The following is a 25,926-nucleotide window of genomic DNA, read 5'->3' as shown; positions in this document are numbered from 1 at the left end:
CACGCTTAATTGTTATTAGCGGTGATGCCTTTTTTGTGTTTTATTTTACTTCATTTAACCTTACATTCCCATTATTAGCCTTATCTACCACAATGGCCAAATTTGGTCTGATTTTATAAGATTGTTTTTGTCCAGTTATTACCCTGTAACTAAGTACAATATCACCGTTTTCAACTTTCTGTAAGCTAACTGCTTCAATGTTGGTAGCTAAATCCGTTTCTGGTAATATAATAGCAATCACGTATTGTTTATTAAAGTCAATTTCAGTCGGCCTACCATCTTTGCCCATCGTCGTTGCCATACCAAAAGCGGCATTAAACCTATCAGCAGTTTCAATTTTCGCACTATCCAGCTTAGTTAGCGTGTTATTCGCGAAATAGTTTTTCGCCACAATAAATGCGATATTTTTTTCTGCTTTGCTTACTGGTTGTTCAGTTTTTGCATTTTTGTTTTCTCCGCTTGTTGTTGAACTGCTTTGGCAGGCCGTAAACAATAAGCTCGTTGCTACTGTTAACACTACAATTTTTGTATTCATTTTGATGTTATGATTTTAGGTAGATATTCATTGCGCTGTAGGTTTGCCCAACGTATGGCTAGAATATTTCCTTAAATATAACAAAGTTTGCTCTAAATAATTAGCCATTCTTAAACATCGGCAATCATATCATTGATGATAATCGAAGCAAATCGTGATGATTTAATTAACCAGTTAAACGCTTGTCGTTTGCAACGTATTTAGCGTAAATCAGTAATGCACCAATAATCATTAAGTTCCTAAAAATGTTGAGCATGTCGTTTTCGTATGCCGCCGCCCGGGGAATGTGCACCATAATAATCATTAACGTAACATAAGTTGCCATTAGCAAACTTGCCAACTTATCGTATCGGCCAACTAAGCAGCTGATGATATATGCAAGTATCAGTAATCCGGTGAAGTAGTTCCAAAAAAGTGGAAACGGAAGCCAAGTTGGTATGAAACTGATTCCAACCTCGGGTTTGCCAAAATGAAGCGCTACATAAAGCAAAAATGATAGTGGGAAAAGGTATCTTCCTAACGTTAAAAATTTATCCATTTTAACCTCCTAACTAATTGGGAATGGAACCAAAGCCCTAATTTCTACCGAGCTTTTAGGGTATTTTAGGATAGGACAACTTTTGCTCCATTGTTGTACTTCTTCTAGGCTATCACTTTGACAAATTAAAAAACCAGATACCAAAACGCTACTTGCTTCTTTGTAGGGCTGAGCGTTTTCTGTGCTTTCCGCAGTTACAATTGAGCCATGGTATTGGATTGGGGCGGTGCTAACTAGCTTTCCATTCATGGCGATATTCCCAATCCATGCTTCCCATTTAGGCATGTCGTCTGCCATGTCTTGCGAAGTAGCTAAATAGCCATCTGCTGCACTCGCATTTCGAAATAATAAAAGATACGATGTCATTGTTAAAAAATTAAATTGTGAATGATAGTGCAATTTGCAAATCACAATTTTTTTGAACGATGACAAAAGTCTACAATTAAAGTTTGGCTTTAAGGCGACTGAAAACGTCTTTGTTGATACCTAGGTAAGATGCAATAAGCTTGCTTGAGAATCGTGTCATCATTCCAGGCCTATGCTGCATCAGCCATTTAATGCGATCCAATGCCGAAAGCGACACAAAGGTGTTGATCCTGTAAACTGAATTTGCATAGGAAGCTTCTAAGATTTGCCGATATACTTTATCGAATTGCGGTACAGTTTCCATCATCTCTTGAAAACCCTTTCTATCTATGGCTAGTAATTCGGAAGGTTCTATGGCTCTAATGTTTTCCGTGGAGGGCTGTCCGCTACCAAAACTGATCAGTTCGCTGCACCAATGATCTTCAGTTACGATGTCACGAGTGGTTTCACGCATTTCACTGTCGTGTGTATATACCTGTAAACAACCCTTTGCAATAAAATACACGTATTTGCAGATTTCACCTTGAGTGAGGATTTGCTGATTTCTGGAAGTTTGGAGTGGTTTGAATTTCTTTAAAACAATATCCAAATGGTCGATATCATTCCCAAGTCGTTTGGTGATGTGCTGCTCTAAAATTGCTATCATTTTTGTTCTTCATTGGTCTTATCCAAATATAAAAAAGTCTTGCATAAATCAATCTAACCAATCGATGATGCAAGACTTAAATTTGATAAAACTACTAGTAGTTGAAGGTCGCTTTAAGCATCGCTACCCGACCCGGAATTTCATAAGTGCCCACTGTTAACGAGTTGGCCGATACGTTGATAGCTTCGAATCGTTTGACGTTAGCAATATTGGTAATGCCGAATTCTAAATCTGTTTTCAGTTTCAGTACTTTATATCTAATGTTGGCATCGGCAAATAGGTATTTTAAGTCTGGCTGACTAGATTGATGGGTAAAAATGTGTTCAGCAGAAAGATTTAAAAATACGGATTTAAACATGGTAATGGCTAAGCCGCCTTGTTGTCTTAATTGTTGATAGTTATTGCTCACGCCCGTCCCTTTAGCCTTATTGATGTTGTTGGAGAAAGTTCCGCTGTAGGAGAAATTCATAAACTTGTTGAGCTTGGCTTCAATGCCAGCTTTGTAGGAGTAAGCATCATTAATAAATGGCAGCAATTGGTTATTCTGCAGTTGTTGGTATTGGCTCCTATTAACGGCAAACCCGGCACTTACGGTACTTCTGAGGGAAAATAAGTATTTGCTCAATCCAGTGTTTAAGCCTAAACTTTTCATTTGGTTCTGTAGGGGAAGTACAATTCGTACCTGGCTATTGTTGCTAATAGTGTAGGATGATATGGTATTCATATCGGTAATATTGTAGTTAAGTGCAATGTTTCCGAATATCATATCAATAGCTTTTTTAAAGTTGAAAGCTCCAGAAAAACCATGTTGTGAACTTTCTGATAAGGGAGCATTATTGGCGAAAAAAGAACGGTAATTTCTTAAAACGATTCCATTGTATAAGTCGTCTATTGTGCCAAGGTTATTACGGAAAGAATAGGCAATATTCACGTAATTTTCAGGGCTTGTTTGATATTTGATGGTCAAAGAAGGATTTACAAAAAAGCGATCTACGTTTTCATTCAAATCGTGATTGATATCGCTGTATTTGATCGTATTGTAACTGATAGGAATGCGCAAGCCCGCCGTCAATTTGTCTGAAGTATATTCGTACAAATTTTCTATATACCATTTAGAGCGAAGCCACTCTAAATCATTCAAGCTGTTGGCCGTGGCAAGCTCTGTAAGCCCGCTATTTTGGGTTTTGTTAAGTGTGCTTTCCAAAGTTTGCTGTTGCACTAAAAATCCAGCCCTATAGGTTTGCACAAACTTACCTTTCGGAAAAGCCATAGCAACAGAATTGTTGGTGTAAAGTGTAGGTAAATCCAAAAATTGATTTAAGCCACTGTACGGATTTCCGCTATTCAAAATATCTTGGTTGAGACCAGGTTTAATGTCTAGATTTTCCGGCTGTGTGCTGCGGCTTAAAGAAGAGGAAAAATGTAACATATTACCCGATTTGAATTTTTTGCGGTAAGCCAAATCATTGGAGAGCGTAAACATATCCTGTTTTAAAGATTGGAATGCGCCTACACCGTTAATAAATACATTAGAATTTGTGCGAACAGGTAGATATTCAGCAATAAAAGCATTATTAAAATAATAATCATTAGTGTTTCCAGTTAAAGTAAATTGTCCTCGTAGTTTTTGTGGGTTGATGTAGTTATCTTGGTTTTCCTGATAGGCGAAAGTTTGTCCGGCAAGTATGGTTTCAGATGATTTGTTGTAAACTTGCTTGCGCTCGTCATACAGGTAAGAAACATTTGCCCTCAGCTGTAAATCGTTTTTGAATTTGAATAAGTTATTGAAGTTGGCTTGCCCTGCTTTGTTAAATAAGGTTCTGTTTTGAGGAAGTACTGGTACACCAGCCGCTCCAGCAGATAAAAGGTTAGAAGGCTTCGTATTTTCGCTTCCCAAAGGATTGAAAGCCATTAAATCCAATCCCGGATCAACACCAATATTATTGCCTTTGATGTTATTTAGAAACTTCACTTTTTTGTTAAATAACATGGCGTTTGCATTGCCGTCAAATCTATCTGGCGTTCCTAAACCCGCTTTAATATCACCCATCATCTTTAGTTTCGCTTCATCTTTTATCACTAAATTGAGTGCAACATCATCACTAGTATTGTTTTTTTGAAGCATCTTAATGGGCTGATCTTTTTCGATTACCTGCACCTTATCTACGGCGCCATGCGGAATACTTTTGGTTCCGATTCCATACTTATCCTCCAATAAATTATCGCCGTCAATGTACATGTTGGAGATATTCTTGCCATTATAGCTTATTTTTCCATTTTCAGCTACTTCGATTCCTGGCATTTTCTTAAGCACATCACCAATGCTTCTGTCTTGTTTATCAGAAAAATCCGAAGTTTTGTAATTTAGCGTGTCTCCGTTTGCACTTAAGCGAGGTCGGTTTTTTACCTCCACTGTTTTCAAGTTAATTTGACTTTCCGTTAAAGTAACTTCCGCATTTTTGCTTAACTCAGCCAAGCTAAGGTTCTTTTTTTCATAACCTATAATGCTGAATTCTAAAAAAAGGTCTGTTCCCGCTTCATCAGTACTCAGGTTGAATTCCCCCTTTTCATTGCTTCTTGAAAAGCCAAGTGTATTTCCCTCCTTATCTTTTAAACTAACCATGACAGAAGGGATAGGCTTGGTATGCTGATCTTTAACCTTTCCTTTAATTTGTTTTTGGGCATTAGCCGATAGCAAACAAAAGCTAAATAAGCTGATGAGTAGGAACAGTACCTTTTTCATTTTGATTTGTGTGTTTGGTTTTTTTCAAAAGGAGACCTAACCTTAATCTCCTTTTTAAATAGTTGTTATTTTTTCTCTGGTAATTCGATAGGGTTATTGATTACGATTTTCTTAGGCCCACCAGGAGCTGTAACTACCCTTGAACTTACGCTTACATTTGAATTGATTCCACGTGCTGCCATTTGTGCATTCATAAAGCCTTGTGGATCTTTGTCTCTGGCTTCCTTCAGTTTGTCTATTTCCTTTTGAGTGGTTTTTATCGCATCGCTTGGTAACTTAATTTCACTACCCAAATACGAATCTGCATCCATTCCTCCAATTCTAACGATACCAGTAGAACCATTTGCCAATGTTACTGGTTGTTCGCTATCCTTAGCTTTATTGTCGCCTTCAACCTTATCAATGCCTGCAAATTGAAACTTCACCTCATTTTTATCGTCATGTGCCTCAATGATTAAGCCGGGTAAGCCGTTTAATTTCCAAGGACCACTCTGGAAGGCCAAATCAGGAGCAAACCAAGCAATCCAGTTTCTGCCCTTAAAACGTGCGGTTGCTTTTTGGCATTTTACCCCTGAAAAACTTGCTGTATCCTTACTGATTTTCCAAGCGATTTTCGGTGCTTCTTCCTCAATTAAATAACTGGTAATGATTCGGTCTTTGGTGTAAAACTTGTTTTCGTTAACGAAGTAGAAATAATCAACAGCGGTAACAGGTTTGGAGCCCGTCCGGTTAATATTGATACTTGTTGGTCCTCCTGCCTGATTTTTGATCTGATCTTCAATCTGTTTACGCATTTCCATATCACGGTTAATTTTATCGTAACTGGTGTAAACTGATGCGTTTTTCCCTACTACTAACAGCATGTTTTCAGTGTATAAATTATCGCGTTGTGTAGTGTCGCGTAGGTGGGAGAAAGTGTACCTTACTCTCGCCAAAGCTTTATCAGGATTTTGTGCAAATGCGCTGGCGCAAAATAGGCCCGCAATTAAGGTTGTTTTTAGCATTTTCATATAAGTCATCATTTGTTTGTATTAAACTCTACGATTTTTTCGTAGATAAAAACGTGTTTTTAAGATATCTATATTTGATTTATTTAATTTCTATGGGATTGTTGGTGATAGGTGCAGGGTTGGCATTTGGCGTCGCCATATTGCTTTTGGATGCCAGCTCCGCAAGTTGGGCAAATGGTGTTCCCGAAAGTTGCGCTTTTGCAAAACCTGCCGGATTTTCACTGCTAGCCTTCGTTAGTTTTTTGAGCTCTTCTTTGCTCGTTTTAATGGCTTTATTGTTTACCTTAATTTCATTAGCCATAGCGAAGGTATCTAAGCGCTCAACAACCTTTTGTTTAGGCCTGTCCTTTTCTGAAATATTGGTGGCTTCAAATCCTGTAAACAAAAATTGGATATCTTTTTTGTCATCATAGGCTTCTACGATCAATCCCGGTAATCCATTCAATTTCCAAGGTCCAGCTTGAAAGGGGAGGGATGATGCAAACCATGCAATCCAGTTTCTGCCTCCAAACCTAGCGGTAGCTTTTTGGCATTTGATACCCGAAAAATTCGCTGTATCTTTTTTAATTTCCCAGTCGATTTTTGGGATACTGTCTTCTACTAAATAATAGTTGATGAGTCGGGCCACCAAGGCTGTTTTATTGTGGTTGAAGAAAGTAAAGTAGTCTTCGTTAAGTGTAGCCCTTTTACGGTTAGATTTTATACTCAACCCATTAAATGTTCCGCCGTTGGCTTTTATTTGGCTTTCTAAGCCGGTCATAAATTCAAGCTCTTGCTTAAACCTCACATTACTGGTAAACTTACTGCAGTTTTTGCCAAGCATTAATAACATTTCTTCCTCGTAAGGCTTGCTGCGGTTATTCGTATCCCTAACATGAATAAAATTGTAAGTTACCTTTGCCACCGCCAATTCGGGAATTTGCTGTGCAAAAGCAGCATCAATTGAAAGTATTGTTATGAAAAAGAGTACAAGTTTTTTCATGTGATTTTTATTCATTCGTAAAACTACGAAATATTCGTAACACAAAAGAAATGTTTTAACAAAATTTAACTACTGGAGCAGAAATATTGAATGACCAATGAACTAATGATCAATGAACCAATGAACCAGTGACCAAATTCCAATAATCAATGAATGAACTAATGACCAATGAACCAATGACCAGATAACCAATAAATCAATGACCAATGAACCAATGACTAATGCACCAACAACCCAATTAATTTTTTGATAAGCTATTGTGTATGAAAAAGAATTGTTCTATATTTGCACCTCGTTTAATAAAAATAAAAAAATATTAAAACAATGTACGCAATAGTAAATATAGCAGGGCAACAATTTAAAGTTGCAAAAGACCAGCACATCTTTGTACACCGTTTACAAGGGGATGAAGGCGCTAGTATTGAATTTGACAATGTATTGTTGGTTGATAATGGTGGTAAAATTTCTGTAGGAGCACCTGCAGTTAAAGGAGCTAAGGTTTCAGCTAAAATCGTGTCTCATTTAAAAGGTGATAAAGTAATCGTTTTCAAAAAGAAACGTAGAAAAGGTTACAAAAAGAAAAATGGTCACCGCCAGTCATTCACCAAAATCCAGATTGAGAGTATCACTCTGTAGTTAACTTATTTGTAAATTCACTAATTAGCTGATTGGCTAATTGTAAAAATATAGTAAAATGGCACACAAAAAGGGAGCCGGTAGTTCAAAAAACGGTCGCGAGTCGCACAGTAAACGTCTAGGTATTAAAATCTTTGGTGGTCAAGAGGCTATCGCTGGAAACATCATCGTTCGTCAGCGTGGTACAAAACACCATCCAGATAAAGGTGTAGGCATTGGTAAAGATCACACTTTATTTGCATTGGTACCAGGTATTGTAACTTTCAAAAAGAAAAGAGATAACAAATCATATGTTTCAGTATTGCCAGCTGTTGTAGAAGACGCTGCTCCTGCAAAAACGGTAGCTGCTCCAAAAGCTGAAGCTAAAAAAACTGCTGCTCCTAAGAAAGCTGCAGCTGAGAAAGCACCTGCAAAAAAAGCTGCTAAAGCTGAAGAAGCACCTGCTGCTGAGTCTGCAGAATAATCTTTGTTATTCAGAATATTCGAAGCCCTTGAGATTTTCTCAAGGGCTTTTTAGTTGCTCGTATTTTTTAAATTGATATTGGAAGTTTTGAATTTTTTATCACAGATCAATTACTGTTAAGCTAAAAGAGTTAGAGCTATGCGATACTATTAATGTTAGATATTATCCATTCCACTTGTAGCTGCAACTGGATCTGTTAAGTGAAATAGAATCGCGAGTAGCAGGAATTAAATCACAACAAAAAGGTCGGAGTTTTTAAGCTCCGACCTTTTATCCAAATTAAACAGTTAGTTAATTAATTATTTATAAGCTAACTGCTGGTTATCTGCTTCTACAACTTGTTTGTAAAGGTTGTTGAATTCAACTACTTTTTCTTTACTCACAAAATCTTTTTTCAGGCTCATCTCCCGCTTAATGATAATCGCGTTGCCTTTGATAAAGCTATTCAGTTTATAGCTGAAATATTCATTATCGATATTCAGTGGCTTAACTGCTTCTATAAGTTTTTTGCCTGCGGGTAGTGTTAATTCAATTTGTTCGTCATTTAAATCAGACCAAAATAGTTGATTAAGATCGACGCCAAAATGTCTGGGTTCAGTGATTGTTAAAGACGATGGAGAAACCGACGTAGTCCACGGTAGTGAAAAAATAAGCATACCGGCAACGGGTTTACAAACCTTTAGTAAATTGTAGGATGAACTTGCTTTCAGCGTGTCTGATAAAGCTTTTTTCGGATCAAGATTTTCAAAGCTTAGAGAAATAGCTTCATTGTCTGGATATTTTGCACTGATATCCTCCTTCATTTTTTTCAGTTGATCTTTTGCGGATAAATCCTTAAAACCGTTACGAATGAAACTAGCTACAGAGCCGGTACAGAAATTGGTTTCTGTAAGCTGCATATCAGCGTCCTTAACCAAAACTTTTGTGGTATAGCTCATGCGGTTTTGTACTCTGTTTTTAGGTTGCAATTTCACCAATTTATTGCTGTTAGCATTAATCGGAAGAATGGATGCGCCTAAATCTTCATTACTAAAAGAAGAAAATGGCAGTACACTAGAAGTAAGTTCAATGTAATGTTCGGTTCCATTCACATTAGCCTTTGCAATGCAATGGTTGAAATCGATACTTGGTAGCAACAAGGTATTTTGGCCATTATCTCTTGTTTTTACAAGTACCAACTCGGCGTCAACCCCAACTTGTTTGCACATTGCTACAAACAAGGTAGAAACATCTTTACAGTCGCCAATTCTGGAATTAATTACTGTAGCCGGAGATTGAGGTACAATACCACTTTGTCTAAAAGATACAGAGCTGTAGGATATATTCTGCGTAATGTAATCGTATATTTTTCTCACTTTTTGAATGTCACTGAAATTTTTACCGCTGAATAGCTCGTCGGTTACATTTTTAATTTCGTAACTGCTCCTAGCTTTCGCTGTAGCTAAATTATTATACCAATTCGCAACAAACTGCCAGTCGGGAATGGTTGAAATATATAGCATATTTGCAACATCATCTAAAGGAGGCATTTTATCTTCATAAGTCATCCCTTCAACTTTATTTGCCTCCCATTTGTATAGGTCAAATTCATCAGCTGCTACTTTTTTCACCGGGATATCATTCAATGAAAATTTATAGTTGAATTTTTTGTTTTTACTAATTAGCAGAGAATATTTGGTGTTCACGTAAGGACTTCCATGCGAGAAGTAGAAAGATGTCCAGAAATGCGACTTCAAACTGCCCATATTATAATTGCGTAGCTTGTACCTAATGTTGATTACATCGCCCACCTCTAAGTTTGTAAAAACTAACTCACCTTCGCTTTGTTCGGCGGGTGTCTTACTGCCGTTGGCTTTTATGGTTTCTGCCACTTCTACCGTCAGCGATTGATCGCTATTATAAGAAATATTGTATTGTTTGTAGTTTTCGAGACCTTTTTGGGTAAGTATTTTCGAAGTAACGAAGTGCTTTTCTTCGGAACCGCCATTTTCATAAACAACGGCTTGAACTTCCTCGTTTAAAATTACAGCATGATCATCGGGATAATCTGTAGCTTTTGGTGCACTTTTTACAAGTTCTACAATGTTTGGCTGTTCAAAGTAGCTAAATACATCTTTATTATTTTTAAGCTTGCGAAGTTTTTCTAATGCTTCATAATCATTTGGATTGATGTTTAATGACTTTTTATATTCTTCTTCTGCTTTAGCCGGTTCTTTTCTTGCTTCGTAAATTGTACCTAAGGAGTTGTGGTAAGATGCAATGTAAGGTGCTAGGGCGATGGCTTGATTAAGATACTCTTCAGCTTTATCGTGTTTTTGCAAAGCATAATACTTGGCACTTAAATCGCTATAAATGCCGGTGCTTACTGGGTCGGTTTTCAATTTTTCTAAGTAAACATCCAAACCTGCTTTACTATTGCCCTTGTTAAAGTAAGCGTTTGAAAGCATGGTTGCATACTCATAATCGTCATTCTCATTTAGGTATTTTACAATAATGGCATCTGCTTGAGCATTCTTTTTAACCTCTTTTTCTAAAACATATTTTAAGTATGAAAAGCCTTTTACTTCAGGCCAAGTTTTATAAGCTTTCTCGACTAAGCCGATTATCTTTTCTTGTTGATTTCTTTTACCTGCTAAGCTTATCTTTTTACTTATGATATCCTTGTCTTCGCCAAATCTTTTTTCTAGTTCATTTAGAATTTCTTCGCATTTGTCGAAATTTTCTTGGTTAAAATACTCGCTATACGAAAGCCACAAAGCATAGGTGCTTTCTGGATCATATGTTTTAATCTCCTCCTGCAAAGTTTCTACTCCTGTACGATTATCCTCTTTTGAATGTAGGGCAATCATCAAAGTGTTTACATATGTGCTTTGTGGAAACTTCTGTTTTAACTTTTCTAGGATGATTCTAGGCTCAAATACGAAATCGTCTCTAAGGTAAAGTTTTGCTAGCAGTAATTGGTTGAGGTAGTTGCTGCTATCTGAAGCGATAAGTTTTTTAAAGTGGGTGTAGGCTGTGGGCACAATGCTTACTGGTTTGAAGGTGCTCTCTTTTTGGTAAGCCTGGTAATCAGTGGTGTGTGTAAGGTTAGGGATTGCGTATCCGTTATTGTCTGTAAGTCTTAACAAGAAATTTGAGTTGTTGGCGTAACTCTCTCCAATTTGCACTAAAATTCTGTTGTACCCTTTGTTCAATTTAACAGATGAAGCGTAAGAATCTAGATCATTGTTCCGTTCCTCAGCTTCTGATATCAATAATTGGTCATTGACCCAAACTTTAGCTGATCCAGAAACGCCGAATCTAAGTTGTCCTTCCACATCCGTAGGGGAGTAAACAAATGTTTGCGCAAATACAATTGCATTAAAGGGATCGTCATAAAAAGTAAAATCAAACCATTTATCGCGTTTTAAATGGGGAACTTTCCTCCAGCCAAAGGCGATATTTCTTTTACCTGTGAAGGTCGCGTCAGTTTGAGGATTAAGAATTGGTGCGTGAACTTTATCGAAGCCGCTGGTAGAAATATTTTCGAAAGTGCTGGTGATTAGCCATTGATCAATACTTCCAATTTGGCTGAAGGCTTTATCTGCATCCATCCTTTTTTTTACACTATTAAAATGCTTGCCTAATACAGCGTAAGCCATTGCATTTAAGGAACCGTCATAGGCTTTATTTTTAATAATTTCATTCATCAACACCAAGGCAGCAGGTGTTATTTTGCCATAGCTGTTATTTACAGCAGGGCTTCGCCATAGGGCATAAAGGTAGGGGGCTGCTGCATCTTTGTCAGAAAGATAAAATTTTTGAAAGTGCTTAAAGGCATCTTCATCTTTTTGTTCCATTTCTGTCAATAGGCTGAGCGATAAATAAGCTTCTTTTGCAAATTCGGGATTTTTGGAAAGTTCTTCGAAGCTTTTGCGTGCTGCTTCGTTATCATTTTTTAAGAAGCTTTCCCACGCACTTTTTAAACTGTTTTGCGCAATTGCGTTACAACAAATTAAAAGTGAGATCGATAATAAATAGATAAATTTCTTCATAATCCAATAATAGTCAATTTTTTTTGACTAAAATATACCGAAGAAAAAATACCTATCAGCTTTCTCTATCCATAATTTGTTTTGCCAAAGTACGTAGGTAGCTTTTACGTTCTTCTGGTACTGAAAGCGCATTGAGTGATTGGAATGCCATGGTAAGATAAGCCTCCATTTCAGCATTTGCCAAGTCCCTCAATCCATAAGTGTTATACAACTGAGTAACGGCAGCTACCTTTTTCGAATCATTTTCATGACTACCTAAAAGCACTGCTGTTTCTTCAGAATTAATAAGCTCTTTTGCTTTTAAGTGTAAGAAGGTTTTTTTGTTGGAAATGATGTCGCCGCCTACCTGTTTGCCAAATTTTTCTGGATCTCCATACACATCTAAAATATCATCCTGCAGTTGAAATGCAATTCCTAAATTTTCACCGAATTGATACAATAAACAGGCATCTTCATTGCTAGCGCCGCTTACAATTGCACCTAACTTCATGGCTCCGCCCAGCAAAACTGCTGTTTTTAATCGTATCATTTCGATGTATTCAGTAATGCTTACATTGTCGCGGCTTTCGAACTCCATATCTAATTGCTGCCCTTCACAAACCTCCTGTGCCGTTTTGTTGAAGGTATCAAGTACTGGCTTCAATACATTAACGTCAACTTTAGAAAGATGTTTATTAGATTCCACCATCATCACATCGCCACTTAAAATGGCGTTATTAACTCCCCATTTTTCGTGAACAGTTTGTTTACCTCGTCTTAACGGAGCATTATCCATAATGTCATCATGCACAAGCGTGAAATTATGGAAGGTTTCAATTGCCAAAGCAACGTCCATGGCTTTAGCCACCTCATCGGTGAAAAGTTCAGCGGCCATTAGTACCATTACTGGCCTAATTCTCTTGCCTCCCAAACTCATGATGTATTTGATAGGCTCGTATAAATTTGCAGGTGTGGATGGGTAGCTGATTTGCTGTATAGCGTTTTCTATTAGGTCTTGTAATTGTTTTGGGTTGTGCATTAGTTGGGATTTATCATGGTTCCAAAGGCCGATTTACTTTCCATCATTTTAATGAATGAATCTTCTAAAGCAGTTTGCTTCACTATGGGATTGTTTTGCCAAAAATCTGGATCGTATTTTAATGATTCTACAGTTTCTTTATCATTTACAGCTATTTTTAGTCGGATGAATTTTTTATCATTTAAATTTTTATGTAGCTGATATAGGGTTAGCATTGAGCTGACGATAGAATTTATTCGGACACCGCCGATGTTTAAATTTACATATAATTTGGTAGATACATTTTCTAATATAGGAATGGCACTTTCTTTCTTGTTAAAGGTGGCAATCGTACTTGCTACAGGTGGCATCAAGAGATTGGAGTTAGTAGTTTTTAGTGGAAGATTAAAGATGCTATTCTCTAGGCGATAGATATTATGGTCGTCCATGCCGACGTAGTAGGTAGAGTTAACATAGAACTGCTTTTTGTTCCCCTTGAATTTGCACGAAATCACTGCTATATCCTGGTCTTTTTGTTCGATGTACTTTTCAACTGTAATTTCGAAATCTTTTAGCGTTTTTAACTTGGTCAGATTTCCCTTTTTTTCTTCAAAAAGATAGCCAGCAAACGAAAAAGTGAGGAAAGATTGGTTGTTCATACTAAAAGAAATGCCTTCGTTGAGCTGTGCATATCTGCTCTGATTGGCAATCCAACCATTCACTTTGGTGATGTCGAAATTCAAGTCGTAAAACAGCTCGTAAATTTGGCTAGGTTTACCGTTGATGGCGGTAAGCTGTCTGTAGAAAGCTTTTCCATAAAAAGTCTGCTTTTCGTAAGTTTTAGCTTTTTCTAGTGCCTTTTTTAATATTCTCTGACCTAGATATGGATCAATCACAACAGGTTTTAAATTGATGGCAGCTGGCTGCAACTTGACCATCAAGTTGTTATTTTCAGTATCTATTTCCTGTTCAGCCAAAAAATAACTCACATGACTAAATCTCAGCTTTGCTGGGAAAGAGATATTTTTTAGCACAAATTCACCAGCATCATTGGTTACTGTAGCATTGTTGGTGCCTAAAATTCCAATGGAAACAAAAGGAATGGCCTCGCCGGTATTGATATCAACTACTTTCCCTTGCAAGGTTTGAGCCTTGGAAAAGCTAATAGTAAAAATTAGTAGAAATGATAGAAAAAAGCGAGGCATGTTTAAAAGCCAAAATTAACAAATCAGTAACAAAATATGATACACAAATGTAAACTGTGAAACTTAATCTTGCATTAATGTAAAATCAATTTGACGTTTCGATAAATCCACTTTTTTCACTCTAATCTTCACTTCGTCGCCAAGTTGATATGTACGTTTTTTGCGCTGACCAACGATACAGTAGTTTTTCTCATCCAATACATAGAAATCATCGCTGATATCACGTAGCCTAATCATTCCTTCGCATTTATTCTCTTCAATTTCTACATACATTCCCCATTCAGTTACGCCAGAAATCACGCCGTCGTATACTTCGCCAATGTTATCTTCCAAATACTCGGCTTGCTTATATTTTACCGATGCTCTTTCGGCGTCAGCTGCTCGTTTTTCCATTGCAGATGAGTGAACGCATGCTGCTTCGTATGTTTCGGCGTCGGCCGATTTGCCACCATCAAGATAATGAGCCAATAATCGGTGTACCATTACATCGGGATAACGACGAATAGGAGAGGTGAAGTGGGTATAATAGTCGAATGCTAATCCGTAGTGACTCGTTTTTTTGGTCGTATAAATGGCCTTTGCCATGGAACGTATTGCCAAAGAGGTAAGGATGTTTTGTTCTTTTTTGCCTTCTACATCTTCCATTAAATAATTAAGCGATTTGGCAATTTCCTTATCGGATTTAGTATTGATCTTGTAACCAAATCTCGCTGCAAACGAAGCAAAATTGTTTAAGTTCTCTAGGTTTGGAGAATCGTGGGTACGATATACAAAAGTATATTTCTGCTTGCCCTTTCCTTTTTTAGCGATAAATTCAGCTACTTTTTTATTGGCCAACAGCATGAAATCTTCGATCAGCTTGTGCGCATCTTTACGCTCTTTTACGTATACACCGATAGGTTTTCCAAATTCATCCAACTTAAACTTAACCTCAGTGCTTTCAAAGCTTATGGCTCCATTCTTAAATTTAGCTGTCCGTAAAATATGGGCAAGTTCGTTGAGCTTTAAAATTTCTTCTACGTAGTCGCCGTTTTTTGTTTCAATTACTTCTTGTGCTTCCTCGTAGGTAAATCTCCTGTTGGAATGAATCACCGTGCGACCGAACCATTGGTCTAAAATATTAGCCTGGTCATCTAGTTCAAATACTGCTGCAAAACAAAGCTTATCCTCATTAGGGCGTAACGAACAAACGCCATTGCTCAGTCGTTCAGGCAACATTGGTATCACCCTATCTACCAAATAAACGGACGTAGCTCTATGATATGCTTCTTTTTCCAAATTGGTGTCAGGAAGTACATAATGAGATACATCAGCAATGTGAACACCAATTTCGTAGTTGCCGTTGTCTAGTTTTTTAAAGGAAATGGCATCATCAAAATCTTTTGCATCAATCGGGTCTATGGTGAAAGTAACGGTGTCTCTAAAATCCCTTCTTCCAGCTAAGTCTGATTTGCTAATCTCTTCAGGAATGGCATTAGCCTCTTTTTCAACTTCTGATGGAAAGCTTAATGGAAACCCATATTCCGCCAAAATTGCGTTCATTTCGGTGTCGTTCTCGCCTTCCTCGCCCAAAATATGAATGATTTTTCCTACGGGATTTTTTGCTCCTTCTGGCCAATCCTCCAATGATACCTGTACTTTTTGTCCATTTTTGGCGCCATTTAGGTCGCTTAGCGGTACAAAGATATCGTGAAGCATTTTCTTGTCGTCGGGGATAATAAACGCAAATCTTTCAGATATTTTAGCGACACCAATGAATTCCGTTTTAGCACGTTTGATGATTTCTACAATTTCTCCTTCGTTTTTGCGTCCACTACGTTTTTTCCCAAACACGTACACCTTTACCTTATCACCGTGAAGTGCGTTGCGTAAACGCCTAGGTGCAACGAATATGTCTTTCTCGAACTCATCGTCAGGAACAATAAACGCTGATCCATCGGCGGTCATATCCACCGTACCAGTTACAAATGTTTTTAAATCTTTTAATTTGAATTTGCCGCGTTCTGGTCTTATAAATAACCCTTTCTCGGTTTGTTCAATCAGTACTTCTAAAATGGTGTCAATAGCATTTTTATCTGTTAGGTTCAGCTTTGAAGCAACCTGCTTATGATTTAGTGCTATATTTTTATTTTTTTCAAATATGTCGGTTATCAGTTGAGTGAGAACGAGTTTGAATTGTGCATTTTTACTTTTTGCCATAATTGTTTTTCAATTGTTCCTAAGATAACAATTTAGGCTGGTTTAAGGTGTTTTAAAATAAAAAGAGACATTAAGATGTTGCGGCTCACGATCAGTAATTGTAGCCTAATTTTCTCCTAAATCTCTTTAAACAAAAAAGGCAACCTCCTTTCGGAAAATTGCCTCAGCTATTATTTGTTTAACTACTTTTTGCTGTTAAATGCTTTGGTTAAGCTTTTGGTTTTAAAGTGAAAACATATGTTCCCTTAGTGCCGCAGGTAACAACTACTTTGTCGCCAGTTACGTGAACATTGTTGATTACGAAGTTGCCAGCACCAAATGTGCTTTCAAAGTGAGTTTTAGCCAACAATTTTAGGTGTCCGTTTTCAATGGTAGCTACCACAATACTGTTACCAGCAGCGATGTAAATTTTATCGTTAACAACAGAGATTGAATAAATCCATCCACCTAAATCAACTTGATCAATTAATGTATTGGTAGCTTTGTTTACGTAAATAAGTGCGTAGTTGTTTCCGAAAAGGAAGTTGCCGTTAGGCGCTGTTGTTAATGCGCCAATCTGTACATCATCACTTCTTACAGGCCACGATTGTAAATTCAATAGTTCGGCTGTATTTGGATTGAACTTTGAATAGCTATAGGCATTAGATGCAAACAAATCTGATCCTGAGAAAGCAATTGCTCTTAAAGCGCCATAGTATGAAAAGCTGGTTAAAGAAGGTGTTCCATTGTTGAAAGAAATTACACTTAAACCGCCATTTTCAGCTGATGCTGCATATAATTTGTTGTTGGCTGCCGAGTAATCCAAGTCGGTTACCGAATAGCCTTTTAATGGAATGTATTGTGGATTTTGTAATCCTGTGTTGTTGATGTCAACCATGCCTACTACTGCAGGTGCTTGGAAGTTGCGAGCTTCGTAATCTTTTAAATCAACACCTAAAAATATTTTATTGCCACCAATTTTGATTTTGTTGATATCCGCATTTGGAGAGGTCACACTTGAAATCAACTCGGGATTGTTGTTAGCCGAAAGCTTGAATACATCAACACCACCGTAGTATTTTTCGCCAATTGTCATGTAGGCTACACCGAAATAATTATTTCCTAAAGAGGTAACGTCTAAAGCACTTAGTGGCTTGTTTTGGTTGTCTTTAATCGGGTTGATTTTACCATTATAAATCAACTCGTATGGATAAACTGCAGCAGTAGCCTGTACTGACTTGCCAGTTGTTTCCATGGAAGTGAAAGGAACTGATGCACCATCATTGGAAACATCAACACGATCAGATTCCACTTTGTTAGAAATTTTTAAAATAGGATCAGCTTCTTCAGTATTAGTGATAGCGTCTGTATTTTTTTTACACGAGAAAATAGTTACCGTTAATAAAAGCGAGCAAACTACGAGAAATTTATTCTTTGACATAAAGTATTAATTATATCATCTGTATTCCTAATAATTGTGCCACAAAGTTACTTCTCGTGGTAAATTGCTGTAGTGAAGCTTTTTAAATGTTAGTTTTTTAGAGATTTTAGTTGTTGTTTGGTCAATTGTGTAGAAAGGATACTTGAGGAATGGGTATAAAATTCCCCAGTATTCTTAGATATTCCCCGGAATTGCATCTATTAGCTTTTTGGTGTAAGCCGCTTTAGGGTTCCTATAAATCTCATCTGGGAATCCAAATTCTTCGATTTTGCCTTTGTTCATGATAATCATTCTGTCCGAAATGTGTTTAACCACAGCCAAATCGTGGGAAATGAAAATGTAGGTTAAGCCAAATTCTTCCTGCAAATCTCTCAAAAGGTTAAGTACCTGAGCCTGTACAGATACATCCAACGCAGATACAGATTCGTCACAAATAATGAATTTAGGCTTTAACGCTAGGGCTCGGGCAATGACAATCCGTTGTCTTTGTCCGCCAGAAAACTCATGTGGATAACGATCGAAATATTCAGCGCCTAAATTTACTTTGTTAAGCAATTCAATTACGTGTTCTTTCCGTTGGATATTGTTTTCGAAAATACCATGAACTACCAAAGGTTCCATGATAGATTGACCAACCGTGATTTTAGGATTTAATGAGGAATAAGGATCTTGAAAAATAATTTGGATATCGCGTCTTAAAGCCCTTAGCTGACTTTTGCCTAAGTGTGTAATGTCTTTTCCGTCAAAAATCAGTTGGCCCGAGCTAGGTTCTACCAAACGTAAAATGGTGCGGCCAAGCGTAGTTTTCCCGCAACCTGATTCTCCTACCAAACCTAATGTTTCTCCAGGAAACACTTCGAATGACACGTGGTCAACTGCTTTTACAAAGTCGGTTGCTTTTCCGAAAAGACCCTTTTTTATGGGATACCAAGTGCATAAATCTTGAACTTCTAAGATTGGCTTTTGTTGGTACAATTTGTTGCGTCTTTCGGCAATTTCCTCCGTAGTGATGCTATTTGCAGCTAACAGATGTTGTAAGCCAACAGCCTTGTCTTCATTAAGAAAGTCGGCTACGGTGGGAAGTTTTTTTAATAAAAGCTTTGGCGACGGTCTGCAGGCTAGCAGCCCTTTAGTATAAGGATGCTGTGGATTGGTAAAGAGCTCTTTTGCCGAGCCCTGTTCCACAATATCACCTTTGTACATTACCAATAACTCATCGGCTATTTCGCTCATTAACCCTAAATCATGCGAAATGAAAATCATCGCCATGTTACGCTCCGTTTTTAGGCGCAGCAGAAGTTGAAGGATTGTTTTCTGCACCGTAACGTCAAGTGCAGTAGTTGGTTCATCAGCAATAAGTAGTTCTGGATTGCAACTCAGGGCCATCGCAATCATCACCCGCTGTTTTTGACCGCCAGATAACTGGTGCGGATAGCTTTCAAAAATGTTTTCAGGTCGTGGCAGTTGTACTTCGTTAAAAAGCGCTATGGTTTGTGCTTTGGCTGTTTGTTTATCTACCTGTTGATGTAGCATAATGGCTTCAAGTACCTGTTCGCCACAAGTAAAAACCGGATTAAGCGAGGTCATCGGCTCCTGAAAAATCATCGCTATTTTATTTCCGCGATACTTTCTAATTTCTTGGTCGCCTAAGTCAAGCAAGTTAACCGTGTCAAGAGCTATCTTTCCATTAATTTCAGTGTTTTTGCTATCATGCAAACGCATAATGGAAAAGGAGGTGACCGACTTTCCGGATCCAGATTCACCAACAATTCCTAAAACTTTACCTCTTTCAAGGCTAAAACTAACTTTGTGTACGGTTTCTAACCAAACTTTGTCTTCTTGGTTGTAAAATTTAACGGCTAGATCTTTTACTTTCAGCATTTAAAATGGGGTTGACCACATAGAAGCATAGATTTATTGACTTAATTAAATTGGAAATCAAAAGTACTATGTGTCTATGTGTTTCATTTTGTTATTTCACTAAAGTAATATTTTCTTGCGGAATTATGGGCAAACCTTTAAAACGTAACAACAATTGTGCTGTAGTAATCACATCATTTTGGCAATATCTAGCAATTCGTGTTAAGTCTTTTTCTTGATAGTACACTTGTTTTACCTTGCCGCCATCTATATCATTTTTAGGAGTTGGCAGGTCAAAAATCGCTGCCAATAAGTTTAAAGAAGTATAGTTTTTATGATCACCAAATTTCCAGAGATCCATTGTATCCAAATGGTTAACTTCCCAAGGTTTTTTACCATGTAGCTGTAGTTGTAAAGGGATGTTGATACCGTTAATTAGCAATCTTCTACATAAATAAGGGAAGTCAAATTCTTTGCCGTTGTGAGCGCATAGCTGCAGGTTTTTCGATTGCCTGTTTAGTAAAGTTGCAAATTGTTTGAGGACTATTTGCTCATCAGTATCGAAAAAGGATCGCACTCTAAAATTAATTTGTTTACGCTCAAGGTAGAAAACGCCAACGCTGATACAAACAATTTTTCCAAACTCCGCCCAAATGCCAGCTTTATCGTAAAAATCTTCAGCGGTTTCGCCGCTTTTACGTTGGTAGGCACTTTTTTGTTCCCATAAGTTCTGTAGGTTGGTTGGCAATTCGTTGAAATTTTCCTTTTGCGGAACGGTTTCAATATCAATTACAAAGACATTGTTTAGTTTAAGGTCTTTTAGCATAGTAGGATAGATGTATATCCAAATTACTAAATTTTTCTCAACTACAAAGTTTTAGTATTCGATAGCAAATGATGATAGAGAGATATTTTGAAACGGATTTATTTGGTTAGCAGGAAATAAAAAATCCCTTCCGAAACGGAAAGGATTTGTATTGAAAGTCTTTGTCCTTTACTCCAATTAAACGTAGCCTAGAATTTTAAGAACTTGTTTACTGTTTTGTTCTTCGCCAAAAACCTCAAAGTTAAAAGTCTCATCTCGGTTACGACGAATAATTACATGCTTAGGGCTTGGCAACAAACAATGGTGGATACCGCCGTAGCCACTTAATACTTCCTGATAAGCACCAGTATTAAAGAAACCTAAATACTGCACTTTACGGGTTTTAGGCATAAATACACTGTTCATGTGCGCTTCTTGGTTGTAATAATCCTGTCCATCGCAAGTAATGCCGCCTAGGTTAACACGTTCATATTCCGCATCCCAATTGTTGATTGGCAATAGCACATATTTTTGGTTTAATGCCCAAACGTCAGGTAAGTTAGTGATAAACGAACCATCTAACATCAACCATTTTTCACGATCGTTCTGTTGTTTACGACCCAACACTTTGTATAAAATTCCCGATGCTTCAGCTACCGTGTATTTCCCAAATTCAGTAATGATATCAGGTTCAACTACGTCATGTTCCGCACAAATTTCTTTAATACGCTTCACAATTTCGTTCACCATGTATTCGTAATCGAAATCAAACACCAAGCTATCCTTGAATGGCATGCCACCACCAATATCTAAGGTGTCTAACTCAGGATTAATTTTTTTGAACTTGCAGTAAAGCGTTACATACTTTTCTAATTCGTTCCAGTAATAAGGCGTATCAGAAATACCAGAATTAATGAAGAAGTGTAATAATTTAACCCTGAAATTAGGATTGGCCGCAATTTTACTGTTGTAAAAATCAATTACATCTTCCATTCTCACACCTAAACGCGATGTATAGAATTGAGAATCTGGCTGTTCTTCAGCCGCAATACGGATACCCAAGTTGCAAGGCGTATCCATTTCAATTTCATCATCGTAAAGGTTAAATTCCTCTTTATTATCCAATACAGGGATGATGTTTTTGAAGCCATCATGCAACATATCAATAATGTATTGCTTGTACTGGAACGTTTTGAAACCGTTGCAAATAATGGTGGTGTCTTTAGTAAGATTCCCCTTTTTTTCCAAGGCCTCAATCATTGGCATATCAAAAGCCGACGAAGTTTCTAAGTGGATATCGTTTTTCAGCGCTTCTTCAACAATATGTTTAAAGTGCGAGCTTTTGGTACAATAGCAATATTTATAGTCGCCTCTATAATTATTTTTAATAATAGCCTGTTGAAATAACAATTTTGCTTGTTGAATTTTCTTGCTCACCATTGGTAAGTAAGTGAAGCGCAACGGCGTGCCGTAGGTTTCAATCATTTCCATTAAGTTTAAATCATGGAAATATAATTCATCATCTATAATGCTATATCCTTCCTGCGGAAAACCAACACTTAGATCAAGAAATTCTTCGTAACTCTGCATCGTTCAATTTTTTTGCAAAAATGTAATTTTAATTCGATAAAAATGTAGCCTAAATAACATTTTTATATTAACTCTTAAAAAGCAGTTTAGTTTTTGATTTTTTGTAAGCTAAGCTGAGTTTTGTCGTTTATGTAAATATTTGATTTTCTTAATGTTGTGTTTGTTTTTTTTCAGAAGGCTAACTTCGGGGAGCAAACTAAAATTGCTAATGAGTTTTGCTGTAGAAATCACTACTTTGCTAAGACAATTTTTGTGAAGCAATTTCAATGGCATTTAGGTTAGGGAAGTCCCGCTTTTCACTCCAATCTTTTTGTTGCCACTGTCGTTAGCAATTGTGATGGCGAGCTTGCCGAAGCATCTGCTACTGAAAACAATCCTTCGACAGGCTCAGGATGACACCTGCAAAAAGTATTTTCGTTTCAATCGGGTTTGGTTAATGAAAGACAGTGCTAGAAACTTTGTCAATTTTACGTGTAAGTTGCACATTAATATTGACAAAGTTAAAGTTAGTGCTGCCAAACAGTCGTTGGCTTAGTGCTGTTTCACAGGTAAATGAACCTCCGCCAACATGCATCTGGCGCTACCACCTCCATTTTGTTCAATGGTATAGATAGGAGCGGTTACTATTTTTGAAAAAGTAGATAGTGCGGTGATTTGTGTGCCGTGTAATGCTTTCAAAGCCTGTTCAGACATTACTAATAAGCTTTCTCCGTTTTTATTATGCACCTCTAGCATATTGCCTGCAAAGTGATTCATTTGGTCAAAAGAAATGTCAATCACCGTTTTTTTAGTAGCTTTAAAACTCTCTAATACTTTGATTTTATCTGCCGTTGAAGCGATACTTTCCAAACAAACCACAGCAAACTTTTCACCAATGCACATCATTACATTGGTATGGTAAATAGGAAAGTGATGTTGATCAACCGCAGTAAAGCTCACCAATTGATATCCTGTTAGTGCGGCAAAATTCTTGAGCACTTCTTCATCAGTTCTAACGCTCAAACAAGCATATACAATCTTGTTGATACGATCCAGAACCATGCTTCCAGTTCCTTCTAAAAACAGGTGCTGCTGTTCAAAAAAGCTCAGGTCCGTTACGTGGTTTACCTCAAAGTTTTGACTTAAGGTCTCAATAATATCCTTGCGTCTTTCTAATCGGCGGTTTGGGGAGTGCATAGGATAAAGAAATACACTGCCGTCGTCATGGAAAGAAACCCAGTTGTTAGGGAAAATCGAATCCGGCGTTTCTGGATCTAATGTATCCTCAATTACGGTAACATCAACTAAATTTTCTCTCAGTACGTTTACGAAGCCATCAAATTCCGCTAGTGCTTGTTGTTGCACATTGCTTTGCTCGCTAGCCACTTGGAATTTGTTGTTATCGGCAGTTTGCTGGTTGAATTTGAAATCAACCGGACGTATCATGAGGAGGTGCGAAGTGGTCTGCATTTTTTATTGTTCAATGGTTCATCGGTTCAATGGGTTTTGCCTATCGAACCGATGAAAAAAAATAATTTATTTTAATCCGTCTCTAAGTATCGGTAAGCTCATACAGTGAAAACCACCTCTGGCTCTTGAAAGTTCAGCCGATGGCATAAGCACCAATGTGTCTGTCAAGGTTTCTGCAGTTACGTTGCCATTTTCTAAATCTTGGATCAAATCCTGTACTTTTACTACATTAAAGCCATTTTGTTTGAATGCCTCAACTGTTTTATCGTTACGGTCGTAGCCCAAAACAACGCCTTCTTTAATGGCTAGCAAATTACATGAATCAGTCCATTGCTCTCTGCTATCGTAAGGGAAAGTGTTTCCACCACTGTAAATAATTTTGGTGGGCGTAGTGCTACCCAAATCATTTTTGCTGATATCATTTAGCAACGCTTCTACATGTTCGTAATATTTGGGTTGACCGGGCTTATCCTTATGAAATTGAATCGCGGTAGTGGCTTCCAGTTTCTCAGGTTCCTTTAAAAAATGGATCGGTTCGTTTGCATTGTAGGCCGGACTATGCGCAATGCTATGCAAAATTACCCAAGTGTCTCTTTTAACCTGCGTAAAAACCGTGTCAAGATGCATATAATCGCGTTTTGCAGGTATTTTAACCACAGTTACTTTTTCCACCACATTCTTTTCAAACAATAGCTTAATCGCTTCATTAGCGCCCTCTTCCGAAGTACGTTCGCTAACACCAATTAGTAAGTGGTTTGGAGCCACCATCATCACATCTCCCCCCTCAAGTGTAGTTCGAAATTCAGGTTCGTCGCCGGGGCGCAAAAAGTGCATCGTAGGATCGGGGATTTCGATAATATTGTTTCTATAGTTGGCAAAAAATGGATGGTTGAAGAAAATGTAACGCATTAACATTGTTTCACGCACACGAGCTTTTTTCGCCGGTTTATTCAGCAAAATATGATCGTTTACAGTGGTGCCTACATCTCTCGTAAAGATCAAGTTTGGTACTGGCGCAAAAATCATCGTATCATCAGCCATAGTGCCCGAAATAAAGATTTCAGCCAACTCTTTTGGGTCGGTCGCCGCAAGTTTCAATTGCAATTGATAGGTGCATCCTTCAATGGCACAAACTGCAGCGGTCAATTTTTTTCTGATGTATTCGTCAGCTAAGATATCTGAAAGTAAATTTTGCACTTCCACCACATTTTCGGAGTTATGAAATTTAGGGTGGTTAGGTTTATAAAAGCCTCTGTTTGACTCCTCGCTGTCTATCTCCGCCAGTTTTCCCTTAATCTTTTCAGGATCTAGAAAATACATCAATAGCTTAGTATAATAGTCATACTCGTCTTTGCGTATGGTGTCTAAGTGCACAATGTCTTCAAAAAGCCAATCTTGCGCTTTAGATGGAACCACTTTGCCCAATCCGCTATCAGGACTGTGAACCAACAATTTTCTTAAACGTCCAATTTCAGTGGCAACTCCTATGTTGAAAGGATGATTTTGCATGTTCATATCATTTTGGTGTCGCTACAAAACTATTCTTTTTTTTCGAAGTCAGAAGTGCGAGACCCGAAGTCTAAAGATATGGCTTTATAATTTTTAGAAAAGCAGTACCGGTGCTACTATGAAAATGTAGCCCTGCTTTACACTATAGCCCTCGGGCGTAAACGCTTCCTCGGGGCTGCCGTTTCAATCAGGTTTAAGTGTTACAAAACTGTGGTAATATCAAATTACAATAAATATAAATATCGAATTGGCCTTTGCGGCGCTTTGCAAGAACTTCCAAAACATTGCGGTTAATTACTTACCGCAAAGAAAAATAAGAGTTCCGCGAAGGACGCAAAGAAGCAAACGCTCTCATTTACACATTGCATAATTCAATTAAGATTTAGATGTTTTGAAATTCATATGAAAATATATATCCTTTGCGGCGCTTTGCGAAAACTTCCAAAACTTTGCGGTTAATAAATGTTTACCGCAAAGAAAAATAAGAGTTCCGCTAAGCACGCAAAGAAGCAAAACGCTCTCATTTACACATTGCATGACGCAAGCAAAATTTAGATGTTGGAAATTCATCTTAGCGTTTTAAATTTAAGATATGAAAATATAGCCTTTGCGATACTTTGCGAGAACTTCCAAAACTTTGCGGTTAATTATTTAACGCAAAGAAAAATAAGAGTTCCGCGAAGTACGCAAAGAAGCAAAACGCTCTCATTTACACATTGCATGATGCAAGCAAGATTTAGATGTTGGAAATTCATCTTAGCGTTTTAAGGTTAAGATATGAAAATATAGCCTTTGCGATACTTTGCGAGAACTTCCAAAACTTTGCGGTTAACATTTGACGCAAAGAAAAATAAGAGTTCCGCTAAGCACGCAAAGAAGCGAAACGCCCTCGTTTATGCATTGCATAATGCAAGCAAGATTTAGATGTTGGAAATTTAT

The 25,926-nt window shown here is 37.5% G+C and carries 19 protein-coding genes; 2 read left to right on the top strand and 17 right to left on the bottom strand.

Annotated features, from left to right (window positions below; genetic code table 11):
* Positions 1-40: 40 nt before the first annotated feature.
* The 7 genes from ACY2A0_RS01785 to ACY2A0_RS01755 all read right to left on the bottom strand — a co-directional run bounded on the left by ACY2A0_RS01785 (position 41) and on the right by ACY2A0_RS01755 (position 6,820).
* Positions 41-535, bottom strand: a complete 495-nt coding sequence (locus ACY2A0_RS01785; protein ID WP_461787895.1) for a hypothetical protein — start codon at positions 533-535, stop codon at positions 41-43.
* A 166-nt stretch (positions 536-701) separates the two neighbouring features.
* The gene (locus ACY2A0_RS01780; protein ID WP_461787894.1) at positions 702-1,073 is read right to left on the bottom strand and encodes a DoxX family protein; all 372 of its coding nucleotides are present in this window, start codon (positions 1,071-1,073) and stop codon (positions 702-704) included.
* A gap of 9 nt (positions 1,074-1,082) precedes the next feature.
* The gene (locus tag ACY2A0_RS01775) at positions 1,083-1,439 is read right to left on the bottom strand and encodes a YciI family protein (RefSeq protein ID WP_461787893.1); all 357 of its coding nucleotides are present in this window, start codon (positions 1,437-1,439) and stop codon (positions 1,083-1,085) included.
* 76 nt (positions 1,440-1,515) lie between these two features.
* The gene (locus ACY2A0_RS01770; protein ID WP_461787892.1) at positions 1,516-2,085 is read right to left on the bottom strand and encodes a Crp/Fnr family transcriptional regulator; all 570 of its coding nucleotides are present in this window, start codon (positions 2,083-2,085) and stop codon (positions 1,516-1,518) included.
* Between the two features lie 94 nt (positions 2,086-2,179).
* Entirely contained in the window at positions 2,180-4,828 is a 2,649-nt protein-coding gene (locus tag ACY2A0_RS01765; RefSeq protein ID WP_461787891.1) for a carboxypeptidase-like regulatory domain-containing protein, read from the bottom strand.
* A 65-nt stretch (positions 4,829-4,893) separates the two neighbouring features.
* Positions 4,894-5,838, bottom strand: a complete 945-nt coding sequence (locus tag ACY2A0_RS01760) for a GLPGLI family protein (RefSeq protein WP_461787890.1) — start codon at positions 5,836-5,838, stop codon at positions 4,894-4,896.
* 79 nt (positions 5,839-5,917) lie between these two features.
* The gene (locus tag ACY2A0_RS01755) at positions 5,918-6,820 is read right to left on the bottom strand and encodes a GLPGLI family protein (RefSeq protein WP_461787889.1); all 903 of its coding nucleotides are present in this window, start codon (positions 6,818-6,820) and stop codon (positions 5,918-5,920) included.
* A gap of 324 nt (positions 6,821-7,144) precedes the next feature.
* On the opposite strand from ACY2A0_RS01755, the gene rplU reads away from it, so the two are divergent.
* A complete protein-coding gene (rplU, locus tag ACY2A0_RS01750) occupies positions 7,145-7,456 on the top strand; it encodes a 50S ribosomal protein L21 (RefSeq protein WP_113639596.1) in 312 nt (103 codons plus the stop codon).
* Positions 7,457-7,514: 58 nt separating this feature from the next.
* Positions 7,515-7,919 carry a 50S ribosomal protein L27 gene (rpmA, locus tag ACY2A0_RS01745; protein ID WP_461787888.1) on the top strand — a complete coding sequence of 135 codons (405 nt, stop codon included), beginning with the start codon at positions 7,515-7,517 and terminating at the stop codon, positions 7,917-7,919.
* A 299-nt stretch (positions 7,920-8,218) separates the two neighbouring features.
* Here rpmA and ACY2A0_RS01740 read toward each other — a convergent pair whose 3' ends face one another.
* From ACY2A0_RS01740 to ACY2A0_RS01695, 10 genes are all read right to left on the bottom strand, one after another.
* Positions 8,219-11,953 carry a DUF3857 domain-containing protein gene (locus ACY2A0_RS01740; RefSeq protein WP_461787887.1) on the bottom strand — a complete coding sequence of 1,245 codons (3,735 nt, stop codon included), beginning with the start codon at positions 11,951-11,953 and terminating at the stop codon, positions 8,219-8,221.
* A 55-nt stretch (positions 11,954-12,008) separates the two neighbouring features.
* On the bottom strand, positions 12,009-12,971 hold the full coding sequence (locus ACY2A0_RS01735; RefSeq protein ID WP_461787886.1) for a polyprenyl synthetase family protein: 963 nt from the start codon (positions 12,969-12,971) through the stop codon (positions 12,009-12,011).
* Positions 12,971-14,155, bottom strand: a complete 1,185-nt coding sequence (locus tag ACY2A0_RS01730; RefSeq protein ID WP_461787885.1) for a carboxypeptidase-like regulatory domain-containing protein — start codon at positions 14,153-14,155, stop codon at positions 12,971-12,973. The genes ACY2A0_RS01735 and ACY2A0_RS01730 overlap by 1 nt, the downstream gene beginning before the upstream one ends.
* A gap of 63 nt (positions 14,156-14,218) precedes the next feature.
* Positions 14,219-16,354 carry a ribonuclease R gene (gene rnr / locus ACY2A0_RS01725; protein WP_461787884.1) on the bottom strand — a complete coding sequence of 712 codons (2,136 nt, stop codon included), beginning with the start codon at positions 16,352-16,354 and terminating at the stop codon, positions 14,219-14,221.
* Positions 16,355-16,562: 208 nt separating this feature from the next.
* Positions 16,563-17,774: an LVIVD repeat-containing protein gene (locus ACY2A0_RS01720; RefSeq protein ID WP_461787883.1), complete on the bottom strand. Its 1,212-nt coding sequence runs from the start codon at positions 17,772-17,774 to the stop codon at positions 16,563-16,565.
* A gap of 174 nt (positions 17,775-17,948) precedes the next feature.
* The gene (locus tag ACY2A0_RS01715) at positions 17,949-19,655 is read right to left on the bottom strand and encodes an ABC transporter ATP-binding protein (RefSeq protein WP_461787882.1); all 1,707 of its coding nucleotides are present in this window, start codon (positions 19,653-19,655) and stop codon (positions 17,949-17,951) included.
* Between the two features lie 91 nt (positions 19,656-19,746).
* Positions 19,747-20,460: a 3'-5' exonuclease gene (locus ACY2A0_RS01710; protein WP_461787881.1), complete on the bottom strand. Its 714-nt coding sequence runs from the start codon at positions 20,458-20,460 to the stop codon at positions 19,747-19,749.
* 177 nt (positions 20,461-20,637) lie between these two features.
* Positions 20,638-22,029 carry an arginine decarboxylase gene (locus ACY2A0_RS01705; RefSeq protein WP_461787880.1) on the bottom strand — a complete coding sequence of 464 codons (1,392 nt, stop codon included), beginning with the start codon at positions 22,027-22,029 and terminating at the stop codon, positions 20,638-20,640.
* 531 nt (positions 22,030-22,560) lie between these two features.
* A complete protein-coding gene (ctlX, locus tag ACY2A0_RS01700; protein WP_461787879.1) occupies positions 22,561-23,478 on the bottom strand; it encodes a citrulline utilization hydrolase CtlX in 918 nt (305 codons plus the stop codon).
* A gap of 66 nt (positions 23,479-23,544) precedes the next feature.
* The gene (locus ACY2A0_RS01695; RefSeq protein WP_461787878.1) at positions 23,545-24,987 is read right to left on the bottom strand and encodes an arginine deiminase family protein; all 1,443 of its coding nucleotides are present in this window, start codon (positions 24,985-24,987) and stop codon (positions 23,545-23,547) included.
* Positions 24,988-25,926 lie beyond the last annotated feature (939 nt).

The organism is Pedobacter sp. (genome assembly GCF_965249885.1).
GTDB lineage: Bacteria > Bacteroidota > Bacteroidia > Sphingobacteriales > Sphingobacteriaceae > Pedobacter.
Note: the sequence above shows the minus strand (reverse complement) of the source record. Positions and strands in the feature narration are given on the sequence as shown.

Excerpts from the sequence above, each read along its gene's own strand:
- ACY2A0_RS01785 (WP_461787895.1), bottom strand. The coding sequence starts at position 535 with ATGAATACAAAAATTGTAGTGTTAACAGTAGCAACGAGCTTATTGTTT.
- ACY2A0_RS01780 (WP_461787894.1), bottom strand. The coding sequence starts at position 1,073 with ATGGATAAATTTTTAACGTTAGGAAGATACCTTTTCCCACTATCATTT.
- ACY2A0_RS01775 (WP_461787893.1), bottom strand. The coding sequence starts at position 1,439 with ATGACATCGTATCTTTTATTATTTCGAAATGCGAGTGCAGCAGATGGC.
- ACY2A0_RS01770 (WP_461787892.1), bottom strand. The coding sequence starts at position 2,085 with ATGATAGCAATTTTAGAGCAGCACATCACCAAACGACTTGGGAATGAT.
- ACY2A0_RS01765 (WP_461787891.1), bottom strand. The coding sequence starts at position 4,828 with ATGAAAAAGGTACTGTTCCTACTCATCAGCTTATTTAGCTTTTGTTTG.
- ACY2A0_RS01760 (WP_461787890.1), bottom strand. The coding sequence starts at position 5,838 with ATGAAAATGCTAAAAACAACCTTAATTGCGGGCCTATTTTGCGCCAGC.
- ACY2A0_RS01755 (WP_461787889.1), bottom strand. The coding sequence starts at position 6,820 with ATGAAAAAACTTGTACTCTTTTTCATAACAATACTTTCAATTGATGCT.
- rplU (WP_113639596.1), top strand. The coding sequence starts at position 7,145 with ATGTACGCAATAGTAAATATAGCAGGGCAACAATTTAAAGTTGCAAAA.
- rpmA (WP_461787888.1), top strand. The coding sequence starts at position 7,515 with ATGGCACACAAAAAGGGAGCCGGTAGTTCAAAAAACGGTCGCGAGTCG.
- ACY2A0_RS01740 (WP_461787887.1), bottom strand. The coding sequence starts at position 11,953 with ATGAAGAAATTTATCTATTTATTATCGATCTCACTTTTAATTTGTTGT.
- ACY2A0_RS01735 (WP_461787886.1), bottom strand. The coding sequence starts at position 12,971 with ATGCACAACCCAAAACAATTACAAGACCTAATAGAAAACGCTATACAG.
- ACY2A0_RS01730 (WP_461787885.1), bottom strand. The coding sequence starts at position 14,155 with ATGCCTCGCTTTTTTCTATCATTTCTACTAATTTTTACTATTAGCTTT.
- rnr (WP_461787884.1), bottom strand. The coding sequence starts at position 16,354 with ATGGCAAAAAGTAAAAATGCACAATTCAAACTCGTTCTCACTCAACTG.
- ACY2A0_RS01720 (WP_461787883.1), bottom strand. The coding sequence starts at position 17,774 with ATGTCAAAGAATAAATTTCTCGTAGTTTGCTCGCTTTTATTAACGGTA.
- ACY2A0_RS01715 (WP_461787882.1), bottom strand. The coding sequence starts at position 19,655 with ATGCTGAAAGTAAAAGATCTAGCCGTTAAATTTTACAACCAAGAAGAC.
- ACY2A0_RS01710 (WP_461787881.1), bottom strand. The coding sequence starts at position 20,460 with ATGCTAAAAGACCTTAAACTAAACAATGTCTTTGTAATTGATATTGAA.
- ACY2A0_RS01705 (WP_461787880.1), bottom strand. The coding sequence starts at position 22,029 with ATGCAGAGTTACGAAGAATTTCTTGATCTAAGTGTTGGTTTTCCGCAG.
- ctlX (WP_461787879.1), bottom strand. The coding sequence starts at position 23,478 with ATGCAGACCACTTCGCACCTCCTCATGATACGTCCGGTTGATTTCAAA.
- ACY2A0_RS01695 (WP_461787878.1), bottom strand. The coding sequence starts at position 24,987 with ATGCAAAATCATCCTTTCAACATAGGAGTTGCCACTGAAATTGGACGT.